We start from the raw sequence: 17,627 nt of genomic DNA, 5'->3' as shown, positions 1-17,627 counted from the left end.
CTCCCCGGCCAGGGTGTCAATGACAGGGGCCGCCATTTACTTGTTGTCCTGCCAGAGCTTGTTGATCTCTTCCTTGACCTTGTTGCCGCCGCTGGCGTCCCACAGCTTGATGGCATCCTTGAGGCCCTGCTCATCAATCTGCCCCGCAAGGTACTTGATGCGCGCGTCCGCCACAATGTTGTCCAGCTGGGCGCCCTTGGCCACATAGGTTTCGGAGACGTAGGGTGCGGCCGGGTTGTAGACGGCGCTCTTGAGATCCTGCGCCATGACGTCGGTGCGCTTGTCGAAGACCTGCTGTTCGTAGTCGGTGGGCTGCTTGACGAGGTAGAACTGGTTGCCGGCAACGTTCATGCCCAGCTGGGCGTAGCTCTTGATGTCGGTGCTGACGGCCTTTCCTTCAGGAGTTTCCGGCTTGATGGCGGCCGCCTTGCCGTCCTGCACCGTGAAGTTCACGTTCTCGATGCCGTTGTTGAGCAGCACGGCAACGTCCTTGCCGTTCATGGTGTTCAGGAACTCCAGGACCTTGTCCAGTTCGGCCTCGCTCCTCACGCTGGCCTTGGGGATTGCCAGGAAGCCCGAGTAGCCGTCGGTGGGATGGGCGTGCAGCTTGCCGTCGGGGCCGACCAGGTTCCCGACGAAGCCCACCTTGTTCTGGAAGTTGTTGGGGTCTGCCTGCTTGAAGAGGTTGACCAGGACGCTCACGCGGGAATCGACGTCGACAATCATGCCGCCCTTGCCGTTGAAGAACGGCTCGTTCCATTTGGTGGGATCAAAGGTGGCAAAGTCAGGGTTGATGAGCTTTTCGTCCACCATCTTCTTGATGAACCGGTCGGCCTGGAGGAACTCGTCGGTTTCGAAGCTGGGAACCAGCTTCCCGTCCCGCTCGGTCCACCGGTTTCCGGCGCCGAACCATTCCTCGATCACGTCGTAGGGGCTGTTGGTTCCCAATGCACCCCATTTGGGGATGGTGATGCCCCAGGTGTCGTTGATGCCGTTGCCGTCCGGGTCCTGTTCGGTGAAGGCCTTTGCCACCTTGTACAGGTCCTCCACGGTCTTGGGCGGCTGCAGGCCCAGCTTGTCCAGCCAGTCCTGCCGGAACATCACGGCGGTCCGCATCGGAGAGCGTTCACGGAACAGGCCGTAGACCTTGCCGTTGACGCTGGCATTCTTCTGGATGTCGGGAAACGTGGTCTTGAGGTTGGGGTACTTGTCCAGCTTGTCCGTAAGATCCCAGAACGCCCCGGCCTGGGCGTTCTTGACGAACCCGGGGCTCTTGGTCTGGATCACCATGACCTGGGGGATGTCGGACCCTGCAAGCGTGATGTTGGTCTTGTCCTCGTAGGAAGCATTGGGTGCCCAGTTGATCTTGACCTGCTTGCCGGTGAGCTCCTCCAGCTTCTTCTGGACGGCTCCGTCAGCGCTGGGCGGCTGCGCCTCAAGGAAAGGGGCCATGATGGTGACGGAAGTGAGGTCGGCGGCCGGCGTGTCACCTCCGCTGCAGGCGGTGAGGGTCAGGGCCGTGGCGGTGGCGACGGCGGCGGCCAGGGACAGTTTCCTACGGATCATGATTTTCCTGTTCCACTTCGTTGGGGTGCGCCAGGATGCTCGGCGCAGCGGATTGATACGTTTCATATTTCGGTGGGTGCAGTTGCAGGCATTTTTTGGGCCGAGGGGCCCCCGGCTGCCGCGCCGGGGTTCAGCCGCCGGATGCGCCCTGCAAGGCAGGGGTTGCACCGGCAGTTCCAGCCACCCCGGCCACCGATTGGTCATTGGCGGTGAAGAAGCGGTCGCACAGCCACCCCGTGACATAGAGCCACGCTCCGATGCTGAAAAACGGGATCAACCCGGGAAGGCAGCTGCTGGCGTACACCGCCGCGGCAGAGACAAAGAGCAGGATGACCGTCCCTGCAAGGTGCCGTACCGCAAACCGGGATGACATCAGGAGGTACTGCGGCAGGGCCAGCTGGTACCGGGCATACATCGGGAACACATAGCAGGCGCTCCCCGCCAGGAAGACGGCGAGGACAAGGATGCCGGCTGCCATGAACTGCGGGAAGATACCCCGGGGTGCGGAAAAGTAGTTCCAGTTCAAGGCAAGCGCGGCCGCGACGGCGACGACCGGGAGCGCAAGCGCGTTTGCCCTGAAGAAGTTCCGGAAGTATCCGGAGGCGAATCCGCGCAGCAGGGGCGCAGCGTCCCCGGTGGCCCGCCTGCGGACCAGTATCTGCGCGGCGGCGGTGGCCGGTCCCGCGCCGAAGGCCCCGGCCCCCAGGAGGGTAAAGGCAATCCACAGCAGGTTCAGGCCCGCAATCCATACGAGCGTGTCGAAAAGCGAGTAGGCACGCGCACTGAAGGTCCCGGACAGCATGGCGGGGCTCCCTTCTGTTCTCCATCGTTGCAGGGGCGAAGCGGAAAGTGTCCCGCATCACGCTGGTAATCGGTTTCTCGAAAATCTAGACCCCAGCATTCGTGTGGTCAAGCGGCTTTTTGAATCGTTACATATTGCGGCTCGCGTGGTGTCACGCCGGAAATCGCCACCTGGCGCGGGCTCAGGCCGGAAAGAGCACCTGCAGCCAGGTCCGAAACGGAGCGGACAAATTCGTTGAGTTTCGGAAAGCCCTTGCCAAACATCTCGGAATGCGCTTTCCTATTACAAGAAGAACGTGGCGTACACCACAGGACCCGCCCCTGATTGATCGCCGATCTGCTACACGGCAACCCATGAACTCAAAGGAGAGACAATGACAACCTTGACACGTCGTTCGGCGCTGGCGCTTTTTGCCGGGACCGCCGCGGTGGGGGCCCTTTCCGCCTGTGGTACCGGCGGCGGGACGAAGAACGCTGATGGTTCCGTAACACTGCGAGTCTCCTGGTGGGGCAACGACGTGCGCAATAGCCAGACCCAGCAGGTTATCGACGCCTTCCAGCAGGCCCATCCGAACATCAAGATCCAGGGCGAGCCCGGCGTGTGGTCGGGGTACTGGGACAAACTGGCCACCCAGACCGCCGCAAACGATGCCCCTGACGTGATCCAGATGGATCTCGCCTACATTGCCGAGTACGGCGGACGCGGCGCGCTCCTGGACCTCTCCAAGCAGAACCAGCTGGACTTGTCCGCCTTCGACCAGAACACGATCAAGGCGGGCCAGTACAACGGCAAGCTGAACGGCATCAGCACCGGCCAGAACGCGCTTGCCGTCTTCGCCAACGTCAACCTGTTCAAGAAGGCCGGCGTCGCCATCCCCGACGACTCGAAGTGGACGTGGGACGACTACCTGAAGACGGCCCAGGCTCTCGCGGCAGCCACTGGCACCTTTGGATCCTCGTATGGTTTGACGGACCAGAGCCTCAACATCTGGCTGCGCCAGCGGGGAGAGCAGCTCTACACGCAGGATGGCCAAACCGGCTTCACCGTGGACGGCGTGGCCTCCTACATGGCGTTCCAGAAGAAACTGATGGACGCCAATGCGGCGCCTCCGGCGAGCGTGGCGCAAGAGGACATCGGCGCCCCCGTCGAGCAGACCCTCGCCGCTACGAACCGGACCGGCATGTCGTTCTGGTGGACCAATCAGCTCGGCGCCCTCCAGAAGGCCACCGGCAGCGACATCAAGCTGCTGCGCGTTCCGAGCCAGGACGGCAACCCCAAGGATGACGGGCTCTTTTACAAGCCCTCGATGTATTGGTCCGCGTCGTCCCGCTCGAAGAACGCGGCCGAAGCGGCGACGTTCATCGACTTCCTCGTCAACAGCACGGACGCTGCCAAGATCATCACCACCGAGCGCGGGTTCTCGACGTCCGCGAAGATCCAGGACGCCATCAAGCCCCAGCTCACCCCGACCGACAAGACCGCCCTCGACTACCTCACGGCGATTAAGCCCGAGCTCGGCGACGCGCCCGCTGTCCCGCCGACGGGGTCGAGCAAGGCCGCCGACGCCCTGGGCCGGCACACCACCGATGTCCTGTTCGGGCGCGCCAGCGCCCAGGATGCAGCCGCTGCATTCAAGTCCGAAGCGGACAACATGATCAAGAGTGCCAAGAAATGAGCGTCCTCACCGAGCTGGGCAGCCTCGGCAAAAAATCCCGAGGCGGACGTGACAACGTCAAGCGGACCTTCAAGGACAACCGCGCCGCCATGGTGTTCCTTGCCCCCTGGATCGTGGGCCTGATCGCCATCACCATCGGGCCGATGCTGATCTCCCTGTACCTCTCGTTCACGGACTACAACCTGATCCAGGACCCGAACTTCATCGGCGGCGACAACTTCACCCGCATGATGCAGGACGACCGGTTCTGGAACTCCCTGCGGGTCACGCTGACATACGTGATAGTCGGCGTCCCGCTGCAGCTCGGCCTGGCACTGGCCGTGGCCATGGCCCTGGACAAAGGAATCAAGGGCCTGCCGTTCTACCGCTCGGTGTTCTACCTGCCGTCCCTCCTGGGCTCTTCGGTGGCGGTCGCGATTCTTTGGAAGCAGATGTTCGGCACCTCCGGCCTGGTGAACCAGCTCCTGGCCATGGTCGGCATCACCGGCCCCGGCTGGATATCTGACCCCAGCACAGCTTTGGGCAGCATCATCCTGCTGCATGTCTGGACCTTCGGCTCGCCCATGATCATCTTCCTGGCCGGACTGCGGCAGATCCCCGCCATGTACTACGAAGCTGCAGCCGTGGACGGTGCAGGACGGACCACCCGTTTCCTGAAGATCACCCTGCCCCTGCTCAGCCCGATCATCTTCTTCAACCTTGTGCTGCAGATCATTGGTGCCTTCCAGTCCTTCACGCAGGCCTTCATCGTCTCCGGCGGTACCGGCGGCCCGTCCGACTCGACCATGTTCTTCACCCTGTACCTCTACCAGCGAGGCTTCGGCCAGTTCGACATGGGCTACGCCTCGGCGATGGCCTGGGTCCTGCTGGTCATCGTCGGCGCCTTCACCGCCGTCAACTTCTACGCATCGAAATTCTGGGTGTTCTATGACGACTGAATCAGCCCCGCGCGTCACCACCGACGCCCCCCTGTCCACCCCGGGCCCCGCAAACGGCCGCGGGGAGCCCAAAACTCCGGCCGGCAATCCGCCCCGCCCCAAGCACCGGGCCAAGAGCATCCTGAAACACGCGATCCTGATCGCCGTCGCGATCATCATGATCTACCCGCTGCTGTGGATGGTCGTGTCCTCCTTCCGCCCCAGCGCGGACGTCTTCCGCGCCCCTGGCCTCTGGCTCACCGAGGTCCACGCGGAGAACTACGCCACCGGCTGGAACGCACTGACCTCACCGTTCAGCACCTACCTGCTCAATTCAGCCCTCGTGGTCCTGGGAGCAGTGATCGGCAACCTGGTCTCCTGCTCGATGGCGGCGTACGCCTTTGCCCGGCTGGACTTCCGTGGCAAAAAATGGATGTTCGGTGCCATGCTCGTCACGATCATGCTCCCCATCCACGTGGTGATCGTCCCGCAGTACATCCTGTTCTCCCAGATCGGTTGGGTAAACACCTTCGCGCCCCTGATCGTCCCGAAGTTCCTCGCCACCGACGCGTTCTTCACCTTCCTCATGGTCCAGTTCATCCGCGGCATCCCCCGCGAACTCGATGAAGCGGCCAGGATCGACGGCGCAGGCCACCCCCGCATCTTCCTGCAGGTCATCCTCCCCCTGATGACCCCCGCCCTGGCCACCACCACCATCTTCACGTTCATCTGGACCTGGTCCGACTTCTTCAGCCAACTCATCTACCTCACCTCCCCTGACGTGTTCACCGTCCCCGTCGCGCTACGCAGCTTCGTCGACGCACAATCCAGCACCGACTGGGGTTCCATGTTCGCGATGTCCGTCGTAACCCTGCTGCCCGTCTTCATCGCCTTCCTCGTCGGCCAGAAATTCCTGGTCAAAGGCATCGCAACCACAGGCATCAAATAAGCACTGGCCGGGGTGCGTGGCCAAACACGCACCCCGGCTTTCGTGCGCCCGCCGCCATTGGCGGCGCCCTCAAACATAATTGCCCTGCAGGGCAGAATGGAGAACCATGGGAACGGCCGCGAAAACCGCCAGCAGCGCCGCCGGAACGGCCACAGGGGCGGCAGCAAGGGTTGCGCTGGTGGGCGTGCACGGCTTTGGTGCCCACCACCTGCGGAACCTGGAACGCCTCCAGGCGGCGGCCAGCATTGAGCTCGTTGCCGTGGCTGACCCGCAGCCACCGGCACCCGGTGCCGTCCCGTCGTCGGCCACGGTCTATCCGGGACTGGCCGAACTCCTGGCGGGTACCACGGACCTGGACGCCATTATTGTGGCGACGCCCATCCAGACCCATGCCCCGCTGGGACTTGCCGCCCTGGCCACTCAAGCAGACCTGTACCTGGAGAAGCCTCCCGTTGCATCCCTGGCCGACTTCACGCGCCTCGCGGAAGCGGCAGCGGCGTCGGGACGAAGCGTACAGATCGGCTTCCAAAGCCTTGGCTCCCACGCCTTGAAAGCGATCGAGGACCTTCTCGCGGGCGGCACTATCGGCACCCTTCAGGGCATCGCCGCGACGGGGCGCTGGGTCCGGGACAAGGCGTATTACAAGCGGTCACGCTGGGCCGGAAAGCGCACCATCGACGGCGTGGACGTGGTGGACGGGGTGGCCACCAACCCGCTGGCGCACGCGGTGGCAACAGCCCTCCGGATCGCCGGGGCACGCACAACGGCCGATCTCGCCTCAGTGGAGACCGAGCTTTACCGCGCCAACGACATCGAATCCGACGACACGTCCGTCATCAGGATCCGCACCACCGCGGGCGTGCCCATCACCTGTGCCCTGACACTCTGCGCCGCCGAGTCCGTTGAACCCTACTTGACCATCCAGGGAACGACAGGAACCGCGGTGTTCCATTACACCGAGGACCGCCTCACCGTTTCAACGGAATCCGGCACCACGGAGAAGACCTTCGGCCGGGACGACCTCATGGAAAACCTCCTGGCTAACCGCAGCAATGGCACGCCGCTGATCAGCCCCCTTCTGGACAGCGGCGCCTTCATGCTGGTCCTGGAAGCCATCCGCACCGCACCGCTGCCAGCACCGATCGCTGCAGCACACGTCCGTTGGGAAGGGGAAGGCGGGGGCGCCCATGCAGTGGTTCAGGGTATCGAGGCAGCCCTTGAACAAGCCGGCCGGCAGCACGCAAGCTTCAGCGAACTCGGACTTCCCTGGGCGCACTCGGCTCCTGTCGCCTTCACGGTTCCTGCTGCCCCATGAACCCGCGAACCACGCAGGCACCCCGGGCCGCCTCCGCCCCGCCCGGCGCGTACGAATCCGGTTCCGGGCAACTCCTTGCCGTCCATCTACTGACGGACGGGCTCGAAAAGTGCCTGACGGCCTCCAGCCACCCCACCTTCGGTTGGGACCTCGCCCAGGCTGGGGACCACCACCCGGAACTGGCCCGGCAAACCGGTTATGAGATATCGGTGGAGGACGGTTCCGGGAACCAGGCCTGGGACTCCGGCTGGGTTGCGGACACCAAGCACCGGCACATCCCCTACACCGGACCCCCGCTGCCCGGCGACGCCGATTATGCCTGGCGCGTCCGGGTCCGGGATGCCGCCGGAGCCCCCGGTGAATGGTCCGCTGCCAGGGAGTTCAGCACGGGCCTGGCTGACGGCTCCTGGCAAGCGGAATGGATACGCCGCACTCCCGGCGGCCGGGCGCCCCTCGAGGTTCTGGACCGCACGCTTCGGGTGGCGGGATCGCCGTTCCTTCCCCTCCCCTGCCCACCCGCGCGCAGCTACCGGCTGGAAGCCCGGCTGCGGCCCGTGATGGGCTGGGCAGGCCTGCTCCTCAGGAGTGACGGACCAGGGACCGGCCTGCTCCTCGAACTGAACCAGGACGGCGCCGCGGTACTGCGGCGTGCGCCGGAATGGGAAATTCCCGCCGCGGCAACTCCGCCGACCCCCGTCCTGGCAAGTGAAGATGCCGCCGCTCGGCCGGAGCCGGATGGCGGCTGGCTGGACCTGGCCGTGACGGACGACGGAGACTGCATCACAGTTTCCGTGAACGGCTCCCAGCTGATGGCGGTCCAGGAGCCGTTCGGGCTCGAGGGGCGGCTGGCCCTGCACCAGGGCCCGCGCAGCCAGGCTGAGTACGCGGCCCTTCGAGTCGTGGGCGCGGACCCGGGCTCACCGCTGCTGGACCAGAGGTTCGACGGCGGGGCAGACGCCGGGAGCGACAGCCTGGCCGCCTGGACCCGAACCACGGCCTTCCGCCAGCCTGACGAATGGACACTCTTCCGCACCACCATTGAGCTGACCGGCGAGGTCCACCGGGCGCGCTTGTACATGGCCGCCAACCACCACGCCCAAGTGTCCATCGCCGGCGTCGACTGCCTCAGCGTGACGTCCTTCGGCTACCCCGGGGAAGGCTACTACGACGCCGCGGACGTCACCGAAGTGCTGGCCGCCCAGCCGCAGGAGGCGCCGGTTCCGTTGACAGCCCTCCTGCACTGGTACGGACCGGGGCAGGGCCGTGCCGCCGGCCTTCCGGGCCTGCTGGCCCGGCTCAGCGTGCAGTACGCCGACGGGCGCCGGGAGGTGTTCGGTTCGGGTGCCGCCTGGTCGGCAGGCGAGGCGCCATACCGGCAGTCGGGTTACCGGAACGACGAGGGCGATCCCGTGGAGCACCTGGATGGGGAGGCTGCGGCGTCCCTGAACGCTGGCGAAGACCTGCGCGCCGCCATCCTTTGTGGCCGCCACCCGTCGTCGGACTTTCCCCGCCTCCACCCGCGCCGCACGTCCCTGGCTGAAGAGTTCGTGGCCCCCCGCGAATTCCTGACTGCCGACGACGGCACCCTGGTGGCCGACTTTGGCCAGGTCCTTCCCGCGCGGCCGGAGGTGGACTTCCTGGACGGCATTCCCGGCCGGACCGTGATGCTCCGGGCCGGCTACGTCCTCCGCCAGGACGGACGGGTGGACGCCGGAAAGACGGCCAGCCAAAACACCGACATGTCCTTCCCCTATACCCAGGCGGCAGGCCCCCAGCAGTTCCGCGCCGCCGTGCACCTGGGCTTCCGTTACCTGGAACTGCCGGGGATCGAGGCTGCAGAGCTGTCCCGCGTGGGCGTCCGCACAGTCCATGCCAGCCATCCCGGCGAGGGCAGTTTCAGCAGTTCGGACCCAGTACTGGACGCCGTGTTCCGGCTGCTGCGCGATTCAGCACTCTACGGCGTGCAGGAGCAGTTCGTGGATACGCCCACCCGGGAAAAGGGCCAGTTCCTGGCCGACGCCGCGAACATTTCCTACGCCACCATGGCGCTCTTCGGCGAGCATGCCTCCACGGCGCAGGCACTGCGGGAGTTCGCCCAGTCAGCCCGCCGCTACTGGACGTCGACTGAAGAGAAGGGGCGCTACAACGCCGTCTATCCCAACGGGGACGGCAAGCGCGACATCCCCGATTTCTCCCTGATGCTGCCGGAATGGGCGGAGGAGTACCACCTGCGGACCGGGGACCTTTCCCTGGTCAAGGACTTGCTGCCACATCTGTGCGACACGGCGGACTACGCCCTGCGACACGTTCCGGCGGAAGGCCCGACGGCGGGACTGGTCACCAGGCTGGGCGGCGGCTCCGGGCCCTACCTGCACGGCATCGTGGACTGGCCGGCGCCCGGCCGGTTCGGCTACGACATGGAGTGCGCGGCCAAAACCACCGTCAATGCCCAGGCGTATTCCGCCCTTGTGTCCACGGCCCGGCTCTGCAGCGCGGCAGGTGACGGGGAAGCAGCGGTCCGCTATTCGGCTGCTGCCCGCACCTTGGCGGAGGCGATCCGCACACGGCTGCGGGTGGACGGGGTCATGTCGGACGGACTCCATGCCGACGGGACACCCAGCTCCCACGCTTCCCAGCACGCCACGTCCTTCCCGTTGTCCCTGGGCATTACCGGGCCGGACTTCGCTGCGGCGGATGCGGCGCGGATTGCCGGGATGGGGATGCGGCAGGGGCCAATGACGGTGCACCGGCTGGTCCGCGCATTGGTGGCCGTGGGAATGATGGACGCGGTCCTGGACCTCTTCACGAACAAGGAGCAGCCCGGCTGGGCGCGGCTCCTGGACCGCGGCGCCACCTTCACCTGGGAGGCTTGGGACCTGGCGGACGGAACGGACTACAGCCAATCCCACGCCTGGTCCGCGTCCGTCGTCAAGGAGATCCTGGAGTGCGTCCTGGGCGTCCGGTACACCAGGCCGGGCGGCAATGAGGTGTTGATCGAACCGCCGCTGTGCCGGCTGGAGCAGGCACAAGGCAGTGTTCCAGCGGGCAACGGGTACGTGCGGGCCGGGTGGCGGCGCCTGGGCCAGCGGGTTGAGCTGGAGTGCACCATCCCTCCGGGAGTCACGGCCACGGTCCGGCTGCCCGCCGGCAGTTACTCCGTCAAGGGCACCGGTGCGGATGCCACCAAAGCAGCTTCCCCTCCCGCTGGTGGCAGCGGGAGGCACCCTGCATCCCGTGACTTCCGGGTGCACGCGGGAACCTGGACTTTTACACCTGCGTAGCCGCCAGGCCCTGCTGCCGCAGGATGAAGGAACGCCCGCAACAGACAAGTCCACGCCAGAGGAGCCCGGAGATGAATGAAGCCAACCGCCCGTCGAGCGTTTGGAGCAAACTGGATGGCATTGCTTTCGGCGGCGATTACAACCCCGAACAGTGGCCCGTCAGCGTCCGGCTCGAGGACCTGGACTTGATGCAGGAGGCCGGCGTGAACTTCCTCAGCGTCGGGATCTTTTCCTGGGCCCTGCTGGAACCGGCCGAAGGACAATACGACTTCGGGTGGCTGGATGAGGTGATGGACAACCTCGCCGGCATCGGCGTGAAGGTGGCCCTTGCCACCGCCACCGCCGCTCCCCCGGCCTGGCTGGTCCGCAAGCACCCGGAAATCCTGCCGGTCACGGCTGACGGAACCGTGCTGGGGCCGGGCTCCCGGCGGCACTACACACCATCGTCGGCCGCTTACCGCCGCTACGCCACAGGAATCACCCGTGTCCTCGCCGAACGGTACAAGGACCACCCGGCCCTGGCGCTGTGGCACGTGGACAACGAACTGGGCTGCCACGTCTCGGAGTTCTACGGGGAGGAGGACGCCGCTGCCTTCCGGGCCTGGCTGGAACACCGCTACGGAACCATCGATGCCCTGAATGCCTCCTGGGGAACGGCATTCTGGTCCCAGAACTACGGCTCCTTCGACGAAATCCTGCCGCCCGCCGTCGCACCTTCCACCCTGAATCCGGGGCAGCAGCTCGACTTCCAGCGGTTCAACTCGTGGGCGCTGATGGACTACTACCGGGAACTGGTGGCCGTCCTGCGCGAAGTGACCCCGGGCATTCCGTGCACCACCAACCTGATGGCCTCAAGCGCCACCAAGTCCATGGACTACTTCGACTGGGCCAAGGACCTGGACGTCATCGCCAACGACCACTACCTGGTCGCGGCGGATCCTGAGCGGCACGTTGAACTCGCGTTCAGCGCGGACCTCACCCGCGGCATTGCGGGCGGTGATCCGTGGATCCTGATGGAACATTCGACGTCGGGCGTGAACTGGCAGCCCCGCAACCAGCCCAAGATGCCCGGCGAGATGATGCGCAACTCGCTGGCGCATGTGGCCCGCGGGGCCGACGCCGTGATGTTCTTCCAGTGGCGGCAAAGCTTCGCGGGCTCGGAGAAGTTCCACTCCGCGATGGTGCCTCACGGTGGCCGGGATACGCGGGTGTGGCGTGAGGTGGTGGAGCTTGGGGCGGCGCTGAAACGGCTGGAGCCGGTACGCGGGACCCGGGTGCAGGCCCGCGCCGCCATTGTTTTCGACTACGAGGCGTGGTGGGCAAGCGAAATCGACTCAAAGCCCAGCATCGACGTTAAGTACCTGGACCTGCTGCGGGCCTTCCACCGGGCGTTGTTCCTCCGCGGGATCCCTGTCGACATGGTGCACCCCTCCGCATCCCTTGAGGGGTATGACCTGGTGCTGGTGTGCACGCTGTACGCCGTATCGGATGGGAATGCGGACAACATCACCGCCGCGGCCCATGCCGGTGCCACCGTCCTGGTCAGCTACTTCAGTGGGATCGTGGACATGCAGGACCACGTGCGCCTGGGTGGCTACCCAGGCGCGTTCCGGGAGCTCCTGGGCGTTCGGGTGGAAGAGTTCCACCCCCTGCTGGCCGGGTCCCACTTGAAACTCAGCGACGGGACGGTCTCGTCGGTGTGGAGCGAGCATGTGCATGTGGCTGGCGCCGAGGCGGTACAGACCTTTACGGAGTATCCGCTGGACGGCGTACCTTCCCTCACCCGGCGGCCCGTGGGTTCCGGGGCGGCCTGGTACCTTGCCACGTTCCCGGACCGGGACGGGATCGATGCCCTCTTGGACAGGCTGCTCGCCGAATCCGAGGTTGCCCCTGTTGCCGAGGCCGATGCTGGGGTGGAGCTTGTCCGACGTCTTTCCGAGGACGGGCAGGGCTTCCTGTTCGCGATCAACCACACGCGCTCGGATGCCTCGGTTACTGCCACCGGCACCGACCTGCTTACGGGTGAGCCCTTTGGCGGCGCGGTTCCGGCCGGCGGTGTTGCGGTGGTCGCCGAGGGCTAGGCACACGCGTCCTGGAACACCCGACGGCGGCACTCGCCTTGGGGTGCCGCCGTTGTGGCTGGATCGTGGTTGGCCGCTGGCTGGTTTCTGTTTTAGAGGCTGTTGCGCCTCTTTCGGAAGCTTGGCGGTTTCTAACCGGCGTCGCAGCGGGTCTGTCGTGAAGACCACCAGGCTGGTTTAGGGGGTAGGAATTATAGGATCGAGACGTGACTCGCACGGACCGGCTCTATGCACTCGTTGAGGAGCTGCGAGCTGTGGCGCCGCGCCCTAGGAGTGCCCGTTGGCTTGCCGAGAAATTTGGTGTCAGTGCGCGCACCATTGAGCGGGACTTGTCGGCGCTGCAACAGAGTGGCGTACCTATTTGGGCAGAACCTGGACGTTCCGGTGGCTACTGTCTTGATAGGGCGCAGACCCTGGCGCCGCTCGGGTTCACCGTTGACGAAGCTCTCGCCGTGACAATCGCGCTTGGGATGCTGGCGACGTCTCCGTTCGGAGACGCGGCCAGTTCTGCGCTGCGGAAAGTCGCTGCCGTCATGGACGATCGACATCTTAGAGAGACTGCGGAACTTGCTATGCGCATCCATCTCCTTGACGAGGGCCCCACGGCAGTGGTGCCTGACGAATTCGCAAAGGCACTCCGATCCGGGCAGGTCCTTCGCATCGCCTACGTCGACAGGAACACCATCATGACTTCGCGAGAAGTCGAACCTATGGGCTACATCGGCATGGGCCGCGACTGGTATCTGGTTGCCTGGTGCCGTCTCCGGGAAGGCGTTCGTGCGTTCCGTGGCGATCGCATCAGCATGGCTGAACCGACCGGCGAAAAGCCGCCGCAGCGCCCACTGCATCCCGAGGACCTCGGCATAGTCCATGGGGTTCTCCGCGAGGTCAACCCGAACGGAGAAGTCGCTAAACACCGACACTACGGTGTCGGGACATCAATTTAGGCTGGACGGGTCGAGGCAAGACCCCTACAGACTGGAGCACCTATGGACTTCGCATCAATCCGCATTATCACCCACGACGTAGAGCGACTCACCCGTTTCTATGAGACAGTCACGGGGGCGACCGCTCTAAAGCCGGCTCCCGTGTTCTCAGAGATCCGTAGCGGGACATGCGTTATCGCGATCGGGAGCACAGAGACCGTGAGCATGCTTGGTAACCAGGCTCCCAGGTCCGGTAGCAATGACAGTCTCATCATCGAATTCCTCGTGCCGGACGTGGACGCCGATTTTGCTCGACTCCAAGCTGCGCTGGAGAATATTGTGCTCGAACCGACCACCATGCCGTGGGGAAACAGGTCGACGCTTTTCCGCGATCCTGATGGAAACCTTGTCAACCTGTTCTCGCGCCCCGCCAACTGAGCTCAATCACCTCTTCGGCCCCGGAAGGTTGAGTCTGCAGCGCAATCACAGCGCGTGCCCTCTCGGGGATCGCTCTGCGATGCAGTCCCTGACAGCCAAGCTGTCCCGGCTGGATACGAATGCAGTCGCCGTTTGGGCTACTCAGATTCAAAAATGACAGTCTCAGTAGTTACTTCTTCTTCAGCAGGCCGCCCATACAAAAGCGAAAAGCGTGAACGAAGTTCTACGTTGCACTCAGCAGATGTGTGGTATTCCTCCCACCGGAGGAACACCTCAAGGGGCTGTCCCCTGCCTTGGCCGAAGCCCAATTGATTGCATTGGTGACTTGTTTAGCGTCGGTAATTGTCCATTCGTCGACCATCCACGCGAAACGCGGTGATGGTGGCGGAGTCCATATGCGCACGCGGTAGATCGGCGCAGGGTCACCTTCTCCGATGGGATCATCAGGATCAGCTCGAACGATATACACAGGCTGAGCCTAGCAATCGGGCAAAACGCGCATTCGTGGCTGTGTCAGTGGTCCAAAATGGGCGAGAACTTCCAGGCGGACTTGCAAGGGTTCGGTCCTGTCGTTTTCCGGTAAAGGATCCACCTTCGGGCGTTGCTGACTCCGGAGACTTAGAGGAGATCCTCGAAGTACCCTGCAACACCGTAGTTACCGATCAATCTTGCCAGTCCCACCGGGGTCTGCCCTGACCCGTTTGATTGCAGCGGGTCAGCGCCGCGTGACCGCAACAGATTGATCATCTCGGGCCGTCCGCGTGAGTTGAACACGGCGACGAACAGCGGCCTATTGCCGAAGTGATTAGTTTGGTCGACCGTCGCACCGAGGTCGAGCAGCGAGGCCGCCGCGTTCAGGGCGTATTCCTGGGCGGCAAAATGAAGCGGGGTGAATCCTTGGCTGTCCGACGAATCGGGCGCGTTGCCTGCTGCGATCAGTCGCGTCACTTCGCGGGCGTCGTTTTTGAGTGCGGCGTAATGGAGTGGGGAACGCCCCTCATGATCCACGGATACCTCAATTCTTGGCGCTAAGGGACTCTGCACAATAACCGATCCTCAGAGTTGAAATATCACCTCAGCGTTCTCGGATTTGAGTGTCAGCGGAGTGCCTATGTCGAACGGCCATCTGACGGGAAGGCCGGGTAGAGGATTCCTCCGAAGGGGCCGTCTGAAAGCGAGTTGATATGCGCGGCCATCAGCGTCGAACCCCGTCCACCTGTGAGCGTAAAGCGTTCATTCAGCGCTGCCAGAGTTGTCGCGGCTCTATGTGTGGACGGAATTCGTGCCTCTGACCTGAGGCGAATGAGGAGATGGGTCTTTGTGGTCTCCAAAGTCTGGACCGTGAGATCCATGCCGCTCTGACGGACGATGGTCAAGTTGGACGTGAACATGGTTGCATTCTAGGCACCGAGGAAATGAGCCCGGACGGGCCCTGACCGCAGTGGGGTACCGTCACACGTCCGGTAAAGGATCCTTCACCGGGACATTGAGGACTAATCTCACTTCATGAGGCGTAGGTGGGCATTCCTCCTGGCAGGCGGCATCATTGCCGCAGTGCTGATAGTCATCACTGTAATCGCCGGCATGTCCCGGGATCCCAGAGTGTGCCCAGCCGTTGGTTATGCCTACACAGGTCCCGTGGAGTTGCTCTTCTCAACTCCACCGGAATCCGTGGCAGCGTGTTTTGGGGAAGGGTGCATGCCTCAAGCGGTTGAACCTCATGACGAGCGGAAGTGGTTGGTACCTCAATCTGCGCCTTACCGAACCCAGCCCGTCAGCGTCAGCTCAATCCATGTTGAAGCGACTTCTGCGCTCGGCGGCCGAACAGTCCCTAACTTGCCAGTGGAAACGGAATCTACTGGAGAGCATCCATTCGGAGTCGGATGCGGGGGCCCATTCAGGTTCAAGCCCGTGCCGGTCAGCTTTAACTGAAGACCCGCGGGCAAGTGTCCTGATTCGCAACAGTGTGGCGTCCGGTAGGGGATCCTCTTGCGGGACAATCACCGGGGCCAGCGTCCATGCCGAACTCAAGAATCCTGTCCGCCGCCGAGTGGATTACCCATCAATCAACACTTACAGCAGTGACGGGGATGGTTAGAAGCCGCCTTTTCCATATAGGACGCAAAGACCAATGGAATTGTCAGAGGGTGCTGGAAGACTCTGGCTATGGAAGCGGTTATGGGGGCGGCAACAGTACTGGAGGCGAAGCCTCCAGTACCTTCCATCGCGGATGTCCTGGCGCTGCTTGCCCGGGTCCCGGTTCCTGCTGATGCTGCGGGCATGATTGACCAGATTCGCGGCCTCGAAGACCTGAAATCACTCGCCTGTGCCCGGCAGGCCGACACTACTGTGGCGTTTGATCTATCGCAGCGGCGGGAACAGGCCGACGCCGGGGTCCCGGCCGTCGAGCAGGGTGCCGGGGTCGCGGCGCAGATCGCGCTGGCGCGGCGGGAGTCCCCGGCGAAAGGTTCCCGGCTGCTGGGCCTGGCCAAAACCCTGACCGGAATGCCGCACACCTTCGCCGCGTTCCGGACCGGGTTGTTGAACGAGTGGCGGGTAACACTGATCGTGAAGGAAACCATCTGCCTGACCCCCGAGGACAGGGCCGGAGTTGATGAGGAACTCGCCCCTGATACCGGCACTCTGAACGGCACGGGAGACAAAGCCATCATCGCCGCCGTCCGGGCCGCGGCGTACCGAAGGGACCCCGCCTCCGTGGCGAAGCGGGCAGCCCGGGCTGTCACGGAACGGGGTGTGAGCCTGCGCCCGGCCCCTGACACTATGACCTACCTGACCGCGCTGCTCCCCGCCGCCCAGGGCGTCGCCGCCTACGCAGCCCTGGTTCGGGACGCCGACACTACCCGGGCTGCCGGGGACGACCGGTCGCGGGGACAGGTCATGGCCGACACCCTCGTCGAACGCCTCACCGGTACCCCCGGCGGCCTGACCGGGGTGGAGATCCAGCTCGTCATGACCGACCGCACCCTCTTCCAGGCCGATGCAGAACCAGCACGGCTCCCCGGCTACGGGACCATCCCCGCCGAACGGGCACGGACCATCGCCTTCACCCGTGGCGGTGGCAACGACCTCACTGGTGCTCACGACCTGGCCCTGTGGGTCCGCCGGCTCTACACCGCCCCCGGCAGCGGCGAACTCGTGGCGATGGACTCCAAAGCCCGGCTCTTCCCGGCCGGACTGAAACGGCTCCTCCAGGTCCGGGACGACACCTGCCGGGCCCCGTACTGCGACGCCCCCATCAGGCACCACGACCACATCACCTCCTGGCACAACGGCGGACCCACCACGAGCAGCAACGGCCAAGGCCTCTGCGAAGCCTGCAACCACACCAAAGAAACACCAGGCTGGACCGCCAAAACTATCCCCGGCCCACGCCACACCGTCGCAACCACCACCCCCACCGGCCACACCTACCACTCCACAGCCCCACCACTCGCCGGCACCGCACTTCTGGCCGCCGACGTGCCGTCCGCCAACGTGCCGCAGCGGGGCCTCGAGGAATGCCCGCCGCTTCGGGGCGAGTACAGACTAGAGCCCGGTAAGCGGTTGAAGGGCCCCGCCGTCCACGTACTGGGAAGGGTGGCAGCACCCCGGGCCCACGGACCGGGGGATGGTCGGCAGCGGTCACGGCCCAGGGAGAGCAGCGTCCCATAGGGAAC

14 protein-coding genes and 1 pseudogene are annotated in these 17,627 nt (G+C 64.5%); 10 read left to right on the top strand and 5 right to left on the bottom strand.

Going from position 1 to position 17,627, the window contains the following annotated elements; all coding sequences use genetic code 11:
• Nucleotides 1–36 precede the first annotated feature (36 nt).
• The 3 genes from ACTJK0_RS03225 to ACTJK0_RS03215 form a co-directional block, all read right to left on the bottom strand.
• Nucleotides 37–1,566 carry an extracellular solute-binding protein gene (locus tag ACTJK0_RS03225; RefSeq protein ID WP_440744206.1) on the bottom strand — a complete coding sequence of 510 codons (1,530 nt, stop codon included), beginning with the start codon at nt 1,564–1,566 and terminating at the stop codon, nt 37–39.
• Nucleotides 1,567–1,696: 130 nt separating this feature from the next.
• A complete protein-coding gene (locus ACTJK0_RS03220; RefSeq protein ID WP_440744205.1) occupies nt 1,697–2,368 on the bottom strand; it encodes a YesL family protein in 672 nt (223 codons plus the stop codon).
• 107 nt (nt 2,369–2,475) lie between these two features.
• Nucleotides 2,476–2,631, bottom strand: coding sequence for a hypothetical protein (locus ACTJK0_RS03215; RefSeq protein ID WP_440744204.1), 156 nt, complete (start codon nt 2,629–2,631; stop codon nt 2,476–2,478).
• A 110-nt stretch (nt 2,632–2,741) separates the two neighbouring features.
• Here ACTJK0_RS03215 and ACTJK0_RS03210 point away from each other — a divergent pair, with 110 nt between their 5' ends.
• From ACTJK0_RS03210 to ACTJK0_RS03170, 9 genes and pseudogenes are all read left to right on the top strand, one after another.
• Nucleotides 2,742–4,043, top strand: a complete 1,302-nt coding sequence (locus ACTJK0_RS03210; RefSeq protein WP_440744203.1) for an ABC transporter substrate-binding protein — start codon at nt 2,742–2,744, stop codon at nt 4,041–4,043.
• Entirely contained in the window at nt 4,040–4,981 is a 942-nt protein-coding gene (locus tag ACTJK0_RS03205) for a carbohydrate ABC transporter permease (protein WP_440744202.1), read from the top strand. Before ACTJK0_RS03210 ends, ACTJK0_RS03205 begins: the two co-directional genes overlap by 4 nt.
• The gene (locus tag ACTJK0_RS03200; RefSeq protein WP_440744201.1) at nt 4,971–5,909 is read left to right on the top strand and encodes a carbohydrate ABC transporter permease; all 939 of its coding nucleotides are present in this window, start codon (nt 4,971–4,973) and stop codon (nt 5,907–5,909) included. The genes ACTJK0_RS03205 and ACTJK0_RS03200 overlap by 11 nt, the downstream gene beginning before the upstream one ends.
• A gap of 106 nt (nt 5,910–6,015) precedes the next feature.
• Complete coding sequence (locus ACTJK0_RS03195) at nt 6,016–7,224, top strand: Gfo/Idh/MocA family protein (protein ID WP_440744200.1); 1,209 nt, start codon at nt 6,016–6,018, stop codon at nt 7,222–7,224.
• Nucleotides 7,221–10,505, top strand: a complete 3,285-nt coding sequence (locus tag ACTJK0_RS03190; RefSeq protein WP_440744199.1) for a family 78 glycoside hydrolase catalytic domain — start codon at nt 7,221–7,223, stop codon at nt 10,503–10,505. Before ACTJK0_RS03195 ends, ACTJK0_RS03190 begins: the two co-directional genes overlap by 4 nt.
• A 71-nt stretch (nt 10,506–10,576) precedes the next feature.
• Nucleotides 10,577–12,586 (top strand): beta-galactosidase, encoded by a 2,010-nt coding sequence (locus ACTJK0_RS03185; RefSeq protein ID WP_440744198.1) that lies wholly within the window; start codon nt 10,577–10,579, stop codon nt 12,584–12,586.
• A gap of 206 nt (nt 12,587–12,792) precedes the next feature.
• Nucleotides 12,793–12,966 (top strand): annotated as a pseudogene (locus ACTJK0_RS03180) (helix-turn-helix transcriptional regulator); the annotation flags it as partial.
• A gap of 72 nt (nt 12,967–13,038) precedes the next feature.
• Nucleotides 13,039–13,533: a helix-turn-helix transcriptional regulator gene (locus ACTJK0_RS03175; protein WP_440744320.1), complete on the top strand. Its 495-nt coding sequence runs from the start codon at nt 13,039–13,041 to the stop codon at nt 13,531–13,533.
• A 42-nt stretch (nt 13,534–13,575) separates the two neighbouring features.
• Nucleotides 13,576–13,950, top strand: coding sequence for a VOC family protein (locus ACTJK0_RS03170; protein ID WP_440744197.1), 375 nt, complete (start codon nt 13,576–13,578; stop codon nt 13,948–13,950).
• Between the two features lie 618 nt (nt 13,951–14,568).
• On the opposite strand, the gene ACTJK0_RS03165 is transcribed toward ACTJK0_RS03170, so the two are convergent.
• Nucleotides 14,569–14,958: an ankyrin repeat domain-containing protein gene (locus ACTJK0_RS03165; protein WP_440744196.1), complete on the bottom strand. Its 390-nt coding sequence runs from the start codon at nt 14,956–14,958 to the stop codon at nt 14,569–14,571.
• Nucleotides 14,959–15,059: 101 nt separating this feature from the next.
• Nucleotides 15,060–15,341 carry a hypothetical protein gene (locus ACTJK0_RS03160; RefSeq protein ID WP_440744195.1) on the bottom strand — a complete coding sequence of 94 codons (282 nt, stop codon included), beginning with the start codon at nt 15,339–15,341 and terminating at the stop codon, nt 15,060–15,062.
• Nucleotides 15,342–16,128: 787 nt separating this feature from the next.
• Between ACTJK0_RS03160 and ACTJK0_RS03155 the strand changes: the two genes are divergently transcribed.
• Nucleotides 16,129–17,622 (top strand): HNH endonuclease, encoded by a 1,494-nt coding sequence (locus ACTJK0_RS03155; RefSeq protein WP_440744319.1) that lies wholly within the window; start codon nt 16,129–16,131, stop codon nt 17,620–17,622.
• Nucleotides 17,623–17,627: the final 5 nt, after the last annotated feature.

Source organism: Paenarthrobacter sp. 22069, from assembly GCF_052046035.1.
Taxonomy (GTDB): domain Bacteria; phylum Actinomycetota; class Actinomycetes; order Actinomycetales; family Micrococcaceae; genus Arthrobacter.
The sequence above is the reverse complement of the archived record's forward strand: the minus strand, read 5'-3'. Positions and strand labels throughout refer to the sequence as shown.

Excerpts from the sequence above, each read along its gene's own strand:
- ACTJK0_RS03225 (WP_440744206.1), bottom strand. The coding sequence starts at position 1,566 with ATGATCCGTAGGAAACTGTCCCTGGCCGCCGCCGTCGCCACCGCCACG.
- ACTJK0_RS03220 (WP_440744205.1), bottom strand. The coding sequence starts at position 2,368 with ATGCTGTCCGGGACCTTCAGTGCGCGTGCCTACTCGCTTTTCGACACG.
- ACTJK0_RS03215 (WP_440744204.1), bottom strand. The coding sequence starts at position 2,631 with ATGTTTGGCAAGGGCTTTCCGAAACTCAACGAATTTGTCCGCTCCGTT.
- ACTJK0_RS03210 (WP_440744203.1), top strand. The coding sequence starts at position 2,742 with ATGACAACCTTGACACGTCGTTCGGCGCTGGCGCTTTTTGCCGGGACC.
- ACTJK0_RS03205 (WP_440744202.1), top strand. The coding sequence starts at position 4,040 with ATGAGCGTCCTCACCGAGCTGGGCAGCCTCGGCAAAAAATCCCGAGGC.
- ACTJK0_RS03200 (WP_440744201.1), top strand. The coding sequence starts at position 4,971 with ATGACGACTGAATCAGCCCCGCGCGTCACCACCGACGCCCCCCTGTCC.
- ACTJK0_RS03195 (WP_440744200.1), top strand. The coding sequence starts at position 6,016 with ATGGGAACGGCCGCGAAAACCGCCAGCAGCGCCGCCGGAACGGCCACA.
- ACTJK0_RS03190 (WP_440744199.1), top strand. The coding sequence starts at position 7,221 with ATGAACCCGCGAACCACGCAGGCACCCCGGGCCGCCTCCGCCCCGCCC.
- ACTJK0_RS03185 (WP_440744198.1), top strand. The coding sequence starts at position 10,577 with ATGAATGAAGCCAACCGCCCGTCGAGCGTTTGGAGCAAACTGGATGGC.
- ACTJK0_RS03170 (WP_440744197.1), top strand. The coding sequence starts at position 13,576 with ATGGACTTCGCATCAATCCGCATTATCACCCACGACGTAGAGCGACTC.
- ACTJK0_RS03160 (WP_440744195.1), bottom strand. The coding sequence starts at position 15,341 with ATGTTCACGTCCAACTTGACCATCGTCCGTCAGAGCGGCATGGATCTC.
- ACTJK0_RS03155 (WP_440744319.1), top strand. The coding sequence starts at position 16,129 with ATGGGGGCGGCAACAGTACTGGAGGCGAAGCCTCCAGTACCTTCCATC.